Below are 14,960 nucleotides of genomic sequence, written 5' to 3' on the forward strand. Positions count from 1 at the left end.
GTTCCTTATACGCCCAGCAGTGCATGCAGCACGGGCATCTTCGTTTCCAGCTCATTGGCCGCGAAGCGCTCAACGATGCTGCCGTGCTCCATCACATAGAAGCGGTCCGCCAGCGGCGCGGCAAAGCGGAAGTTCTGCTCCACCATCACCACCGTGTACCCCCTCGTCTTCAGCATCAGGATCATGCGGGCCAGCGCCTGCACGATCACCGGCGCGAGTCCTTCCGAGATTTCATCGAGCAGCAGCAGGTTGGCGCCGGTGCGCAAGATGCGCCCGACCGCCAGCATCTGCTGCTCGCCGCCCGACATGCGCGTGCCCTGGCTCTCGCGGCGCTCCTTCAGGTTCGGGAACATCTCGTAGATCTCGGCCTCGCTCATGCCGGCGCGCCGCCCCTTCAGTTGCGGCGGCAGCAGCAGGTTCTCCCCGCACGACAGGCTGGAGAAGATGGCGCGCTCCTCGGGGCAGTAGCCAATGCCGTAGTGCGCAATGCGGTGTGTGGGCAACCCGATGGTTTCATTGCCGTCGACGCGGATCGAGCCCTTGCGCGTGCCGGTGAGGCCCATGATCGCGCGCAGTGTCGTGGTGCGCCCCGCACCGTTGCGACCCAGCAGCGTGACCACCTCGCCGCGATTCACGCTCAGGTCCACCCCGTGCAGGATGTGGGATTCGCCGTACCAGGCGTGCAGGTCCCTGATCTCGAGGGCCGGTGTGTTCGATGTTGTCATGTCTTCCCTCAGTGCGCGCCCCGCAGTTCGGCATCAGCGGTGCCCATGTACGCCTCCATCACGCGCGGGTCCGTCGACACCGCTGCGTACGGGCCCTCGGCCAGGATGGCGCCACGCTGCAACACCGTGATCTTGTCGGCGATCGATGCGACCACGTTCATGTTGTGCTCCACCATCAGGATGGTGCGGCCCGCCGACACTTTCCTGATGAGCTGCGTCACGCGGTCCACGTCTTCATGGCCCATGCCCTGCGTGGGCTCGTCAAGCAGCATCAGCTCCGGATCCATCGCCAGCGTGGTGGCGATCTCCAGCGCGCGCTTGCGGCCATACGGCAGGTTGACAGTCACGGTTTGCGCAAACTCGGCCAAGCCGACCTGTTCGAGCAGCTCCATCGCGCGGTCGTCGAGCACCCTGAGCGAACGTTCGCTGCGCCAGAACCGGTACGCGGTGCCAAGCTGGCGCAGCAGCCCGATGCGCACGTTGTCCCGCACGGTCAGGTGCGGGAATACCGCCGAAATCTGGAACGAGCGAATCACCCCGCGCCGCGCGATCTGCGCCGGACGCTCACGGGTGATATCGATACCGTTGAAGAGAATGGTGCCGGTGGTCGGCTCCAGGAACTTGGTGAGCAGATTGAAGCAGGTGGTCTTGCCCGCGCCGTTGGGGCCGATCAGGGCATGGATCGAGCCGCGGCGTACGCGCAGGCCAACGCCGCTGACCGCGGTGAATCCCCGGAATGTTTTTCCCAGGTTGCGGGTTTCTAGTATCAAGTCGTCTAGGTGCATGGCCGTGACACAATGGGTATGCCTTGGAGATATGGCCGCCGAAGCGGTGCTCAGCCCGCGATGGGCAGCGTCGTGATGGCGTACGCATGCCGCAGGGTGCGGCGGAGCACCGGGTCGTCGAGCTCGATCTCGAAGCGCTCTGCCGCCCGGATCCCGCCTATCGCGGGCAAGGTCCCGCACAGCATCGCCGAACCGTCGGAGAAGTCGCCGCCATGCCCGGCGAACTTCGCCAGCAGATCGGCCGGAGAGCGCATGGCCGTCACCGCGCCCTCCTGATACAGCACGCGCTCGCCGTCGATGGTGGCGTAGGAACGCAAGATCAGCCGGTCCCAGTGGCCCTCGACCTCGGCGAGGCGCCACAGGGCCGCGGAGCAAGGTTTCTCGCACATCTGCTTCGAAACCGTGATGCCATAGGTTTCCACCTCGCGGTCGGTGTGATCCGATGCAATGCCGATCAGGATCTCGCCTGCGTCCTTTACCAGCAGGAACTCCGCCTCGCCGCTGCTCGCCTCGCCGCTCACCTGGATCTCCCGCGGCGAAGCCAGGCGTTGCGCCGCCACACGATAGAAGACCGGCGTGTAGGGCGGGCGCCTGACGCCGAGCGCTTCCAGTTCCCGGATGTGGGCCTCCATGGCTTCGGCATCCCGTCCGGTCCAGCCCGCCACGACGAGCTGGCGGATCGTGACGCTGCGCTGCGAATTTCCCTGGCGGCTCTCGATATCAAAAGTGAGCGTTTTCATGCTGAATGGTCTCCTGGATGGTGGGTCTGGCCGGCGCTCGCGCCGGCCGGGGGCACGCCTATTTGCCGACGAGCGGGCAGGTGCTGGCGCTGAGCGGACGGAAGGCTTCGCTTGCGGGAATCACGCTCTTGATCTTGTAGTAGTCCCACGGCCGCCTGGACTCTTGCGGCCGTTTCACCTCGACCAGGTACATGTCGTGGACCATCAGGCCATCGGCGCGTATCTTGCCGTCCCTGGCGAAGAAGTCGTTGACGGGCGTCTCCCGCATCCTGGCCAGCACCGCATCGCTGTCGTCGCTGCGCGCGGCCTGGACGGCCTTGAGATAGTGCATCGTCGAGGAATAGACCCCGGCCTGGACGAGGGTTGGCATCCGCTTCGTCTTCTCGAAGAAGCGCTGGGACCAGGCCCGCGTGGCGTCGTCGCGATCCCAGTAGAACGCGGTCGTCAGCGTCATGCCTTGCGCGGCGGGAAGCCCCAGGCTGTGGATGTCGCTGATGAACATGTGCAGCCCGGCCAGCTTCTGCTTGCCTGTGGCGTTGATGCCAAAATCCCTTGCCGTCTTGATGGCGTTGACGGTGTCGGCTCCCGCGTTGGCAAGGCCGATCACCTTCGCGCCGGACGCCTGGGCCTGGAGCAGGTAGGACGACAGGTCGGCGGAATTGATCGGGTGCCTGGCCTTGCCCGCCATCTTGCCGCCGACGCTGCCCAGCGCGTCGGTCGCATCCTTCTCGAGCGATGCGCCGAGGGCATAGTCGACGGTCAGGAAGTACCAGCTGTTGTCCCCGCCCTTTGTCAGCGCCTTGACGGTGTTGGCGGCGAATGCATAGGTGTCGTACGAATACTGGATCGTATAGGCAGAGCAGTCTTCGTTGCTCAGCCGGGTCGTGCCGGCGCCGCTCGCGATGACGATCTTGTGCTTGACCTTGCCCAGGTTGGACACCGCCAGCGCCACCGACGACGGCAGCGCGTCCTGGATGATGTCGACCTTCTGGTTGTCGAACCAGCCGCGGGCGATGGTCGCGGCGACGTCCGTCTTGTTCTGGTGATCGGCGTGGACCACCTGGACCGGCGCGCCCAGCACCGTGCCCCCGAAATCCTCCACGGCCATTTGCGCCGCCACGACCGACCCTTTGCCGCCGATATCGGAGAATATCGATGACATGTCGGTCAGGACGCCGATCTTGACCACGCCGTCGCTGATCCGGGCTGGCTCCGCCGCTCCCACGGGGGCGGCACAAACAGTGGCGCTGGCCAGGATGGCCGCACCGAAACGCATTGCAGGCATGATGTCTCCTCTGTGTTTTTTCGTTGCGTCTGGAATCGTCGCCGGTGCTTGCCTAGCGCCGGTCCTGCTGCAGCACCTTCTCCACACCCATGCCGATGGCCAGCAGCCTGCGGTCGGCCAGGTGGCGGCCGAACAGCATCAGGCCGACAGGCGCGTCTCCCGGCCGATGGCAAGGAACGGACAGCGAACACAGGTCGAGCATGTTGGCGATGGCGGGGTTGCGCAGTAGCAGCCGATTGGTCTTGAAGAACGCCTCGTCATCGTCGAGATCGGCGATGCGGGGAGCCACGATCGGCACGGTGGGCAGGACCACGGCGTCAAAGCCGGTCAGTTCCGCGTCCGCCTGCCGGCACAGCGCGGCCCGGCGCTTGAGCATGCGCAGGTAGTCGGCGGCACGCTGGCCGTCAGCCAGGCGGATGCGCGACAATACGCGGGGATCGTAGCGCCCGGCATGCGCTGCCATCAGGTCGCCATGCCAGGCGCTGGCTTCCGCTGCGACAAGCCCGCCGTCGGCGCCGATTTCGGCAAGACTGTTCCAGCTGTCGAACCAAACGTCCCGCAGCAATGCGCCCGCCGCCGAAAGCCGGCACAGGGCGCGTTTATACGTCTGCGCCACTTCGTCCGTCATGCCTTCGAGTACCAGCCCGGCCGGTACCGCCAGGCGCAGGCCTGCCACCGGCACCGGCTTCAGCGCAGCCAGGTCCTCGCCGGCCATCACGGCGTCGATGGCGGCGCAACACGCCACCGTGCTGGCCAGGCAGCCGACCGAGTCGTAGCTGGACGACAGGGGCACGGTGCCACGCAACGGCACGCGGCTCGCCGTGGGCTTGAAACCGGTGATGCCGCACAGGGCTGCCGGAATGCGGCAGGACCCGCCGGTATCCGAGCCTATCGCGGCAAGAGCCATGCCGTCGGTGACCGAGACCGCGGCCCCGGCGGACGATCCGCCCGGGATGCGTGCCGCGGAGCGGTCGAAGGGATTCCGCGGCGTGCCATAGTGCGGATTGATGCCGACGCCCGAGTAAGCGAATTCGCTCATGTTGGTGCGACCGACGAAGACGGCACCCGCCGCCCGCAGGCGCCCGATGGCGAGCGCATCGTGGCTGGCAGGCACTTCCGGCAACACGCGGGCGCCGGCCCGCGTGACATCGCCTTGCACGTCGAACAGATCCTTGACCGAGAGCGGCACGCCGGCGAGCGGGCCGGCAACGCCCTGCTCGCGCAGCATGTCGCAGGCCGCGGCCTGCTTTCGCGCCGCCATGCTGACGCCGTGCGGAAAGACCCGCCCGCCTTCGCCGGCGGGATTGCAGATCCGCTCGACGCACGATGCCAGCAAGGACTTTGCATTTGCGCCACCGCTCGCCAGCAGGTGCAGCGTCGCTTCCAGGGTCGGGGCCACGATCAGGCGGGGTCGAAGTAGTGGATTTCCAGCAGCATGCAGCCGCCGTCCGACTTGAACGGACCGTGGAATGCGCCGGGCGGACGGCAAGCGTAGGTGTTGGGCGCGAAGGCTTCGCCGCCCTCTCCGTTGACGTCGTTGCCGACGGTCAGGTCGCCGCTCACGAGATAGACTTCCTCCCAGTACTCGTGAACGAACGGCGAGGTAGTAAACACGCCGGGCTGGAAGCGCAGCAGGCGGGTACGGCTGCCGCTGCGGCCGCGCTCGTCGAGCGAGCCGGACAGGATCTTCTGCTGGATGCCCGAGGGATAGCCGTGCGGGACCTCCCAGCCGGATGCAAGGTCCAGGGAGTGGAACTCGTCGTGGAGTTTGTTGATCGCCATGTTGATCTCCGTAGGTGTGGTGATGGATAGCGCGAAGGGGACTGCGTTGAAGGTCAGCTCAGGCGGCCTGGGCCAGGCGGGCCAACTCGCCGTCGAGGGAATAGCTGCCCAGCATGTTGTCGACCAGATTCGCGGCACCCTTCCAGTCGTAGGTCCGGTAGGCATGCCCCTTGGTGACAAAGGAGGCGCCGGCGTAGAACATCTCGTACTGGTTGTGGCGCGACGCGAACTCTGAGCCGACCGCGTCCCATGCCAGCTTGAAGAACTTGACCCGCTCCTCGGGGCTGCAGGCGGGCGACTTCTGCGTCTTCGCAATGATTTCCGCCAGCGCGGGATTCGCGAAGTCATTGATGCTCGACGGCAGCATGATCATGCCGCCACCGGCCAGCTCGCGCAGCGTGCCGAGCACCTTTGCATAGAGCTGCTGGGTCAGGACCTGCGAGCCATACAGCATGCTGCGATCGGGAATGTAGTAGCCATTGTTGTTGACCTGCCCCTTGGCCTCCATGGCGTAGACCCACGCTTCGACCATCCCGGCCTCGGCGGCAAGCTGGCCGAGCATCTCCCTGACCTGCGGGAAGCTGTTCGTGCCGTTGACTTCGGTGATCTTGAGCGCGATCCCGACCAGGAAGCGCAGCTTCACCATCAGGCGAACCTGGCATTGATAGTTCTGGTAGCTGTGCGCCGGCGTGGCATGGAACTGCTTCGCGCACATCGCGACGTCGCCCGCGACGAAGATCCGCTCCCAGGGCACCTTCACATCGTCGAAGTAGAGAACGGCGTCGTTCTCGTCATAGCGGCTTGCCAGCGGGTTGTCGAAGACCGAGGTAGCGTTCTCCTCGTACGACTTGCGGGACATCACCTTCAGCCCCTTCGTGTTCATCGGCACGGCGAAGGACAGCGCGTACATGTCGTCGCCCTCGCGCAGCGGCTGGATGCAGCTGCAGAAGACCTCGTTGGCCATGATCCCGCTGGTGGCCAGCATCTTCGCGCCCCTGACCGTGATGCCCTCGGCGTCCTGGTCCACGATCCCGACGGCGAGATACTTGTCTTCCTGCTCATGTGCCGACTTGGACTGGTTCGCCTGCGGATTCACGATGACGTAGGTCAGGAACAGGTCGTTGTCGCGGGCGTACCTGTAGTAGTCGCGCAAGGCGCCGGCGCGTGCGGGGTCGGCCTGCTCGAACACGTCGATCCCCATATACATGCCCGATATGCAGGAGGCGACGTGGTCGGGAGAGCGGCCCATGAAGCCGTAGTGCAGCTCGGTCCAGGCCTCCAGCATCTGGCGGCGCTCGACCAGTTCGTTGTAGCTGGTCGGCAATTCCCAGATCCGGCTCACGCGCTTGTGCGTGCCCTCGGGCTGGAACGTCATCTTCCCGATGTTCTCCGGGCGCGCCTGGAAATCGTAGAGATTGGCGTAGCTGCGAATCGAGTTGCGGAACGCCGGGTGGCTCGTGACGTCGGTCACGCGCTTGCCGTCCAGATAGACCTCTCGGCCATCGCGCAGCATCTCGATGTGCTGGTTTCCGGTCTTAACCATGTCTTTTCTCCTGATTGCCTGCTTGCTGTGGATTCAGGCGGCTGCCGGGCTGCTCTCGAGTGCCCGGTACCTGCCGCCAAAGAAGATCAGGGGCCGGCCGTCATGCCGGGCCTGATAGCGGATCACCCGCCCGATGAAGATCACGTGATCGCCACCGTCATGCTGCGCATACGGCTCGCATTCGAAGGCGGCCAGGGCGTCGGGCAGGAGCACGTGGCCGCGGCTGTCGCGCGCCGAATAGTCGATGCCTTCCCACTTCCCGGAGTTCGCCTTCGCAAACCGGTTCGACATATCCTGCTGGGCCTCGGCGAGCACGTTGACCGCGTAGCGCGGCGCCGTGTATAGGTCCGCCAGGCTCAGGCAGCGGCGATCCACCGAGAACAGGACCAGAGGCGGATCGAGGGAAACCGAGTTGAACGACGCGACCGTGATGCCGACCGGCATCTCCTCCCTGGGCGCGGTGATCACCGCCACGCCCGTCGCGAACATTGCCAGCGCATTCCTGAAGCGGCGCTGCGCTTCGGCGTCGAAGCCGGTACCGACAGATGACTCAGACATCGCTACTCCTACACATGTTGTCGTTGCCTTGTTGCTTTGTTTATTACCTTTGTAAATTAGGTGTTATTGAATGCTATGCAACACTGCTATTCAAGTTGGTAAAAACCCTAGGAGGAGCGGGAGCGCGCTACGCTGGCGGACCGGATTTGCGCCGCAAAGCCTTGCTGCACAAGGGCTGGACGATCGTCTCCGGATTTCGGGTGACTGCAGGCGGACCACGCCAGGGCCATCCAACAACCCTACCGCCGGTGTGGCGCCAGCGCAGATGGAGCGCGCGCGGTGCTAGACTCCGCTCCACTTTCCCGCGCAGGGATCGCTCTTCCCTGCGACGCCAACCCATCAGCCGTCAGCGTAGAAGCAGCATGCACACAGCACCCAGGACCTATCCGATCTATATGGATTACAGTGCGACGACGCCTGTCGACAGACGGGTCGTCGATGAAATGGTGCCCTTCCTGCACCAGCATTTCGGCAATCCTGCTTCGCGCAGCCATGCCTACGGATGGCATGCCGAGGAAGCGGTGGAGACGGCACGCTCCCATGTGGCGGCACTGCTGAATGCCGATCCGCGGGAGATCGTCTGGACATCCGGCGCGACGGAAGGCAACAACCTCGCCATCAAGGGTGCGGCGCATTTCTATCGCGGCAAGGGAAGGCACATTGTCACCGTCAGGACCGAGCACAAGGCCGTGCTCGATACCTGCCGCGAACTCGAGAGGCAAGGATTCGAGGTAAGTTATCTCGAGGTGCAGGAAGACGGCCTGATCGATCTCGGCGCGCTGCGCGCTGCCTTGCGGCCGGATACGATCCTGGTGTCGGTGATGATGGTCAACAATGAGATCGGCGTCATCCAGCCGGTTGCGCAGATCGGCGAGATCTGCCGCGCGGCGGGCATCGTGTTCCATTGCGACGCGGTGCAGGCGGCGGGCAAGATCCCCATTGACCTCGCTGCGCTCAAGATCGATCTGCTCACCGTGACCGCGCACAAGGTCTATGGCCCCAAGGGGATCGGCGCGCTCTATGTGCGGCGCAAGCCCAGGATCCGCCTCGAGGCGCAGATCCACGGCGGCGGACATGAGCGCGGCATGCGCTCAGGCACCCTGCCGACGCACCAGATCGTGGGCATGGGCGAAGCGTTCAGGCTTGCGAGGGTGGAGCTTGCAGAAGAGGCAGGCCGCGTCGGGGCCTTGAGGGACAGGTTGCTGGCGGGGCTGACGCAACTCGACGAAGTCTATGTGAACGGGAGCCTGCGGCAGCGAATCCCGCACAACCTGAATATCAGCTTCAACTTCGTCGAAGGCGAATCCCTGATCATGGGCATCAAGGGTGTCGCCGTCTCTTCCGGATCCGCTTGCACCTCGGCCTCGCTCGAGCCATCGTTCGTGCTGCGTGCGCTCGGCCGCAGCGATGAGCTGGCGCACAGCTCGATTCGCTTCACGCTGGGCCGCTACACCACCGAGGCGGAAGTCGATGAAGTGATCCGGCTTGTCACCGCCACCGTTTCCAGGCTGCGCGAACTCAGCCCGCTCTGGGACATGCACCAGGAGGGTATCGATCTGCGCACCATCCAGTGGGCCGCGCACTGAAGCTGTCAGCGCTCCCTGGCGCCACCTCGCGCGGGCTGGACCGTTTGCCGGCGCGCCTGGAGGTGCTCGAGGTCAAGCGCGGCCCGGTCTCCGTTGGCGACGAGCCTGTCGACAACGGAGCACAAGACCTTGAATTCGGTGCGACTCACGCCGTCGAACAACACGTCGTTGATCTGCTGCTGCAGGGGCAACAGTTCATTGAGCAAGCGCGTGCCCGCGGCCGTGATGGTCAGGCGCATCTTGCGCTTGTCGTCGGGGTGGGCCTTCTTGTCGATCAGGCCCAGCTTCTTCAGCTTGCCGGTCTCGAGGGTGACGAAGGCGCCGCTGAGGTGAAGATGATCGGCCAGCTGGTTCACGGTCACCTCACCTTGCTGGGAGAGATGCGCAATGGACCGGATCAGCGAGTACTGGACCCCGGTCAGGCCAATCACGCTGCCGAAGCCGTCCCGCACCGAAAGCAGCCTTGCGGCGAATGGCAGCAGTCCGTTCACGAGATGACGGAACTCGACGTCAGAACCATCGACGAGGCACGCCGGATTGGTGATCGTCAGGGTTTTGTTTCCGGTAGTTGTCGCCACAGGCAATTGCTCCACATAGCTTTTCAAGCAAGCTTTGTGCCAAATTCTAGCAAACAACCCGGCTACGCGGCGGGAAGCTGCAGCGACAAGCCGGATTTCCGCCCTTCCGGGCGCCTCCATCCCTTCGCTGCTCAAGACATGCCATGAACCCGATCCCCTTGCATACCGCCAAGTCACTCCTGGAGACCTATGTCCGGGCCAAGGACAACAACCGCCCGGAACTGATCCATGAGGCCTTTGCGCAAGACGCTACGCTGACGATCTCGATCAACACCGATACGATCGCCTTTCCTGCGAAGACCGAGGGTGCACAGGGCATCGCCGCCACGCTCGTCACGGAGTTTGCCAAGACCTTCGATGCCTGCCGTACCTACTACGTCGCCGACGAACTCGCCCTGGTGGGAGACAGCATTGTTGTCCCCTGGCTGGTGGCAATGCGCGAAACCGCCGCCAACGTTCTCCGGCTTGGCAAGGGCTACTACCGCTGGGGCTTTGCGCAGGCCGATGGCCCGGCGCGCATCGCCAGCCTGCACATACATATCGAGCGGATGGACTCGGTGGCCGATCCGATGGCGGCCACGCTGGCGGCCCTGCAGGCAGGATTGACCTACCCCTGGCTTCCCGCGGATGAACTGAAAACAGAAATCAACCGGCTCGTGGCGGCAAAGCCGTCGCTCGCTTTCCTGCAGGCCTTTGCCGAGCCAGTGCCGCTGCCCTGACACGACACTGGCGCGGGCTCTATCGCGGATGGCCACAGGTTCGGCGCCAGGCCTTCAATTTCCCAGGGTACTGGTGTAATAGCCAAGTCGCGCTTCGACGTCGGCATTCTCCTGCAGGCCGAGCTTCAGCAACTCGCCTACCTTTCTCTGGGCCTGCGGACGACCCACCGATGTAATGAAAGCATCCCATTCGAGGCGAATCTCGGCGTCGGGCGGCAAGCTGGCGATGTCGACCAGGCGCTTGGTGTCGGCAATGGCTTGCTTGTCGAACGAGGCGATCCGCAAGGCGAGCGCTTCCACAAAGGCGTCCAGTTCGGAATCCGGCAACGAGCGATTCACGTAGCCATATCTCTCCGCGAGGTCGCCGTCGATATCGTCGGCCCCCAGCAGCACCTCAAGGGCGCGCCCTCGTCCCATCAGGCGAGGCAACCGTGCCATCGGGCCGCCACCGGGAACAAGCGCGGCGCCGACCTCCCACTGCGAAAGGATGGCCTTTTCCCGACTCGCGAAGCGCATGTCGCTGGCGAGCGACAACTCGCTGCCCACGCCAGTCGCCCGTCCGCGAATAGACGCGATCGACACGACCGGGGCGCGACTCAGGCGCACCAGCATATCCGGCAGCGGGTGCATGCCCGTTGGCCCGGGCGCCATGCTTGTCGACTCTTCAAGATCGCGGGTGAAGTCATAGTGCGTCAGGAAAAAACCCGGCACGGCACTTTCGAAAACGACGACCTTGACGTCCTTGTCCGATTCCAGCGCAGTGATGACTTCATTCAATTGCGGGATGCTATCCGGCCCGAAAATATTGAAAGGAGGATGATTGAGCGTGACTCTCCAGTATTCTGGCGTACGGCATTCCATAAAGATCTGCCGGTCTTTATTTGTCTTAGACATTTGGGATCCTTGGTTGCGGCAAGTGACGCTATACCACCATCATCGCCTCCATAAACCAATCGCGAGAGCCGACGGCACCGCCGGAAACGCACGCGGGCCGGCCTTTTCGAGGACGCTCCTTGAACAGGCTCGCCGCTATCTGGCTCCTTAGTATAGGCAAGGAGAGCAAGATCCAGCGTCGCGCGACGCGGGCGGCATTGTCCGGGCAAACCCCGTCCACGCAACAATAAATAGAATATTAATTGTCAATTCATAAATATTGATTTATTGAACGTAACCGAATCATAAAGATACCGCTTCGTCATAATTTCCAATTCCATCACCATCCGTTTTTTGATTGCGCCGTACCCTGCTGCTAAGATGAAGAGCGCATCGGCCGCCCGGCAAGGAGGGGGCGATGGACGAAAAGGGGGCGCCGTGGCTTCAGGCCGGAGGCGGCGCCCGCCGTCCCGGCGGGGTAACGCAGTCCCGGCCCAAGGAGCACGATGATGAAGATTCTGATGGTACTGACCTCCCACGATCAGTTGGGAAATACGGGGAAGAAGACTGGATTCTGGCTCGAAGAGTTTGTCGCCCCTTACTACACATTCCTCGACGCGGGAGTAACGATCACGGTTGCTTCTCCCAAGGGTGGCCAGCCGCCGCTCGATCCGAAGAGCGACGAGCCCGAGGGCCAGACCGAACTGACAAAGCGATTCAAGGAAGACACGGCTGCGCAGGCGGTCCTCGCCAGCACGGTCAAGCTCGCCGGCGTGAAGGCCGATGACTATGACGCGGTCTTCTATCCGGGCGGCCACGGTCCGATGTGGGACCTGACCGAAGACAAGAACTCGATCGCATTGATCGAGGCGTTCTACAACGCCGGAAAGCCGGTGGCGACAGTCTGCCATGCCCCCGCCGTCCTGCACCGCGTCGTTATCGACGGCCAGCCGATCGTGAAGGGCCGGCGCGTAACGGGTTTCACCAATACGGAGGAAGAGGCAGTCCAGCTGACCAAGGTCGTCCCGTTTCTTGTCGAGGATGAACTCAAGCGGCTCGGCGGCCTGTTCGAGAAGGTGGACGATTGGCAGAGCTTTGCGATCGTCGACGGCCTCTTGATTACCGGTCAGAATCCCGCCTCATCCACGGCCACTGCGCAGAAGCTGCTGACGCTTCTCGGCTGAGTGAAGCCGGTTTGCACAAGGCCTCGCGCAAGGCGGCCTGGCCGTGCGCGACGCGATGCACGATCGACGAGATCCGCCGCGGGCTCCCAGGGAGGCCGCCCGCGGCAGCTGTTGAACCGACTTCACCAACCCGCCAACACTTGGCCGCGGGCCCTTCTCAAGGAGTCATCATGAAGCTGGAAAAAGCTATCTACACCGCCCATGCCACCGCCACCGGAGGGCGCGATGGCCGCGCTGCATCGTCGGACGGCCTGCTCGACGTGAAGCTCGCGCTGCCCAAGGAAATGGGTGGCGCCGGCAATGGCGTCAATCCCGAACAACTGTTTGCTGCCGGCTACTCTGCCTGCTTTATCGGGGCCATGCGTTTCGTAGCCGGACAGCAGAAGATCACGCTGCCGGCCGATACCTCGATCGAAGGCGCGGTCGGCATCGGCCCGATCCCGCAAGGCTTCGCCATCCAGGTCGAACTGAAGATTTCGATTCCGGGATTCGATCGCGCCGAGGCCGAGAAGCTGGTCGAGCAAGCCCATCAGGTCTGCCCCTATTCGAATGCCACTCGCGGCAATATCGACGTGACCCTGACGCTGGTCTAGGGGGCCGGCACGCCGCGCGCGCCAAGCGATCGCATGCCGGTGGCAACCGGCCCGGTCGTGGCCGCCCGGTCCGGTGCCTGGCGGCGGCCACTGCCGGTGCCAGGCAGGCGGAAGAACGCCACCGCTTCATCCAGGTCCCGGCCCTGATCCTGCAACGCGCGCGATGCGCTGGCGGCCTGCTCGACCATGGCTGCGTTCTGCTGCGTGACCTGGTCCATCTGCGAGATCGCGGTGTTGACCTGCTCGATGCCGCGGCTTTGCTCCTGCGCCGCGCCGGCAATTTCCTCCACGATGCCGCTGACGCGCGCCACGGCCTGGGTCACCGATGCCATGGTCCGCCCTGCTTCGCCGGCGAGCGTCGAGCCGTCCTCGATCTGCCGCATCGAACCTGAAATCAGTTCCTTGATCTCCTTGGCTGCGCCGGACGAGCGCTGGGCCAGGCTGCGCACTTCGCTGGCCACCACCGCGAACCCGCGGCCCTGCTCGCCTGCGCGCGCGGCTTCCACCGCCGCGTTGAGCGCCAGGATATTGGTCTGGAAGGCGATCCCCTCGATCATGCCGGTAATGTCGGCGATCTTGCTGGAACTGGCGCTGATGCCTTGCATGGTATCGACTACCCGGCCCACCGCCACGCTGCCGCTCTGGGCAATATCGGCGGCTTCGCGGGCGAGGTCGTTGGCCTGCCTGGCGTTCTCGCTGCTCAGGCGTACCGTGGTGGTCAGCTCTTCCATGCTGGCGGCGGTTTCTTCGAGCGAGGCCGCCTGCTCTTCAGTGCGGCGGCTCAGGTCCGCGTTGCCCGCGGCGATCTCCGCCGAGGCCCCGGCAATGCTGCCGCAGCCTTGGCGCACGCGCGAGACGATCTCGATCAGGCGTTCGTTCATGTCGCCCAGCGACGACAACAGGCGGCCGGCCTCGTCCTGCGAGGTGGCCACGATCTTGCTTCCGAGGTCGCCGCGGGCTACCGTCTGCGCCACCCCGACGGCCAGTTGCAGCGGGCCGGTGATCGCACGGGCGAGCAACAGCCCGCCCGCGGCGGCCAGGACCACGGCGCCAATCGACATGGCGATCAACAGGTTGCGCTGCGCCAGATAGTCCTCTCCCAGCCGCTGCACGGTTTCGGCCTGGCGTGCGGCGGTGAATTGTGTATAGGCATCGGTGGCCTGGACCAGCGCCGCGAGCAGGGGCCGGCATTCTGCATTCATCTTGAGGATGGCTTCGTCACGCTTGCCGGCAAGCGCCAGGCCGACGATGTCCGTGGCCACCGGCCCGTAGCGCGTTTCGATGCTGTCGATATCGCGCACCAGTTTGCGCGCGCCTTCGCTGGCGTCGCTGGCCTGGACCATCTCCTTGAGCCGCGCCAGGTGCGCCTTCACGTCATCGTGCGCGCGCAGCGCCTCGGTCTTCTCGATGGCGATATCCTCGGGCCTGGTCACCAGCACGAGGTTGCGCGCGGCAATGGCGCGGCGGTCGACGGCGGTGCGCACCTGCGCGGCCATCTCCGCGCGCGCATTCATGCCGTGCAGATAGCGGGTGAAGCCTTCGGTGGTCTGGCTCAGCGCGCGCAGCGAGAGCGCGGCGACGGCCAGTGTGATGATGGCGAGCAGGCTGAAGCCGAGCAGGAGCTTGCGCTTGATGGACAGGCTGTTGAACTTCACGGTGATCCCCTCTTGTCCCGTCAGGACATTGGCGCTGCGGATTGGTCCAAGGTTTCTGCTTTGAATCGCCAAGGCGAACCGCTGCCATCCCGTTCCCGCTTGCCCGTCTTTTGTGGTGTGGGCGATCATCGTCTACGCGTCGCTCTTCGGCTCATGCGTGTGCAGCCCGGCGCCGCATGCATGCGGCGCCGGGCTGCAAAGCGGCTAACGGCAGAAGTCGGGAATACTCACCCCCTACCAAAGTGGGGATAGATTTTCGTGAGCGCGCGACCAGGCGGCGCAATCGCCACAGCTCCCGCGCGCTGAAGCATGCCGGCATCGGCGCCGGGGCAAGAGCTGGAATCGGGCAGGCAT

At 64.4% G+C, this 14,960-nt stretch carries 15 protein-coding genes; 4 read left to right on the forward strand and 11 right to left on the reverse strand.

What is annotated here, in order from left to right:
• Nucleotides 1-5: 5 nt before the first annotated feature.
• From AB4Z48_RS13660 to AB4Z48_RS13695, 8 genes are read right to left on the reverse strand one after another with little or no spacing between them, the layout of a single operon-like run.
• Nucleotides 6-725 carry an ABC transporter ATP-binding protein gene (locus AB4Z48_RS13660; RefSeq protein ID WP_441614684.1) on the reverse strand — a complete coding sequence of 240 codons (720 nt, stop codon included), beginning with the start codon at nucleotides 723-725 and terminating at the stop codon, nucleotides 6-8.
• An 8-nt stretch (nucleotides 726-733) separates the two neighbouring features.
• Complete coding sequence (locus AB4Z48_RS13665; protein ID WP_441614686.1) at nucleotides 734-1,510, reverse strand: ABC transporter ATP-binding protein; 777 nt, start codon at nucleotides 1,508-1,510, stop codon at nucleotides 734-736.
• Between the two features lie 50 nt (nucleotides 1,511-1,560).
• Nucleotides 1,561-2,250 (reverse strand): DUF2848 domain-containing protein, encoded by a 690-nt coding sequence (locus tag AB4Z48_RS13670; RefSeq protein WP_441614688.1) that lies wholly within the window; start codon nucleotides 2,248-2,250, stop codon nucleotides 1,561-1,563.
• Between the two features lie 58 nt (nucleotides 2,251-2,308).
• On the reverse strand, nucleotides 2,309-3,535 hold the full coding sequence (locus AB4Z48_RS13675) for an ABC transporter substrate-binding protein (protein ID WP_441614690.1): 1,227 nt from the start codon (nucleotides 3,533-3,535) through the stop codon (nucleotides 2,309-2,311).
• A gap of 52 nt (nucleotides 3,536-3,587) precedes the next feature.
• Nucleotides 3,588-4,934: an amidase gene (locus AB4Z48_RS13680; protein ID WP_441614692.1), complete on the reverse strand. Its 1,347-nt coding sequence runs from the start codon at nucleotides 4,932-4,934 to the stop codon at nucleotides 3,588-3,590.
• Nucleotides 4,935-4,936: 2 nt separating this feature from the next.
• A complete protein-coding gene (locus AB4Z48_RS13685; protein ID WP_441614694.1) occupies nucleotides 4,937-5,317 on the reverse strand; it encodes a cupin domain-containing protein in 381 nt (126 codons plus the stop codon).
• Nucleotides 5,318-5,375: 58 nt separating this feature from the next.
• On the reverse strand, nucleotides 5,376-6,860 hold the full coding sequence (locus AB4Z48_RS13690) for a 4-hydroxyphenylacetate 3-hydroxylase family protein (RefSeq protein ID WP_441614696.1): 1,485 nt from the start codon (nucleotides 6,858-6,860) through the stop codon (nucleotides 5,376-5,378).
• Nucleotides 6,861-6,893: 33 nt separating this feature from the next.
• Nucleotides 6,894-7,418, reverse strand: a complete 525-nt coding sequence (locus tag AB4Z48_RS13695; protein ID WP_441614698.1) for a flavin reductase family protein — start codon at nucleotides 7,416-7,418, stop codon at nucleotides 6,894-6,896.
• 362 nt (nucleotides 7,419-7,780) lie between these two features.
• Between AB4Z48_RS13695 and AB4Z48_RS13700 the strand changes: the two genes are divergently transcribed.
• Nucleotides 7,781-9,004 (forward strand): IscS subfamily cysteine desulfurase, encoded by a 1,224-nt coding sequence (locus AB4Z48_RS13700; RefSeq protein ID WP_441614759.1) that lies wholly within the window; start codon nucleotides 7,781-7,783, stop codon nucleotides 9,002-9,004.
• Nucleotides 9,005-9,009: 5 nt separating this feature from the next.
• On the opposite strand, the gene AB4Z48_RS13705 is transcribed toward AB4Z48_RS13700, so the two are convergent.
• Nucleotides 9,010-9,582 carry a MarR family winged helix-turn-helix transcriptional regulator gene (locus AB4Z48_RS13705; RefSeq protein ID WP_441614761.1) on the reverse strand — a complete coding sequence of 191 codons (573 nt, stop codon included), beginning with the start codon at nucleotides 9,580-9,582 and terminating at the stop codon, nucleotides 9,010-9,012.
• 143 nt (nucleotides 9,583-9,725) lie between these two features.
• Between AB4Z48_RS13705 and AB4Z48_RS13710 the strand changes: the two genes are divergently transcribed.
• Nucleotides 9,726-10,301, forward strand: a complete 576-nt coding sequence (locus AB4Z48_RS13710) for a hypothetical protein (protein ID WP_441614700.1) — start codon at nucleotides 9,726-9,728, stop codon at nucleotides 10,299-10,301.
• Between the two features lie 54 nt (nucleotides 10,302-10,355).
• On the opposite strand, the gene AB4Z48_RS13715 is transcribed toward AB4Z48_RS13710, so the two are convergent.
• Nucleotides 10,356-11,195 (reverse strand): enoyl-CoA hydratase/isomerase family protein, encoded by an 840-nt coding sequence (locus tag AB4Z48_RS13715; protein WP_441614702.1) that lies wholly within the window; start codon nucleotides 11,193-11,195, stop codon nucleotides 10,356-10,358.
• 488 nt (nucleotides 11,196-11,683) lie between these two features.
• Between AB4Z48_RS13715 and AB4Z48_RS13720 the strand changes: the two genes are divergently transcribed.
• Both AB4Z48_RS13720 and AB4Z48_RS13725 read left to right on the forward strand, forming a co-directional pair.
• Nucleotides 11,684-12,358, forward strand: coding sequence for a type 1 glutamine amidotransferase domain-containing protein (locus AB4Z48_RS13720; protein ID WP_441614763.1), 675 nt, complete (start codon nucleotides 11,684-11,686; stop codon nucleotides 12,356-12,358).
• Between the two features lie 170 nt (nucleotides 12,359-12,528).
• Nucleotides 12,529-12,951, forward strand: coding sequence for an organic hydroperoxide resistance protein (locus AB4Z48_RS13725; protein ID WP_441614704.1), 423 nt, complete (start codon nucleotides 12,529-12,531; stop codon nucleotides 12,949-12,951).
• Here the strand turns inward: AB4Z48_RS13725 and AB4Z48_RS13730 are convergent.
• Entirely contained in the window at nucleotides 12,948-14,606 is a 1,659-nt protein-coding gene (locus AB4Z48_RS13730) for a methyl-accepting chemotaxis protein (RefSeq protein WP_441614706.1), read from the reverse strand. The two genes, AB4Z48_RS13725 and AB4Z48_RS13730, sit on opposite strands and share 4 nt — an antisense overlap.
• Nucleotides 14,607-14,960 lie beyond the last annotated feature (354 nt).

This window comes from Cupriavidus sp. 2TAF22, from assembly GCF_052115045.1.
GTDB lineage: Bacteria > Pseudomonadota > Gammaproteobacteria > Burkholderiales > Burkholderiaceae > Cupriavidus.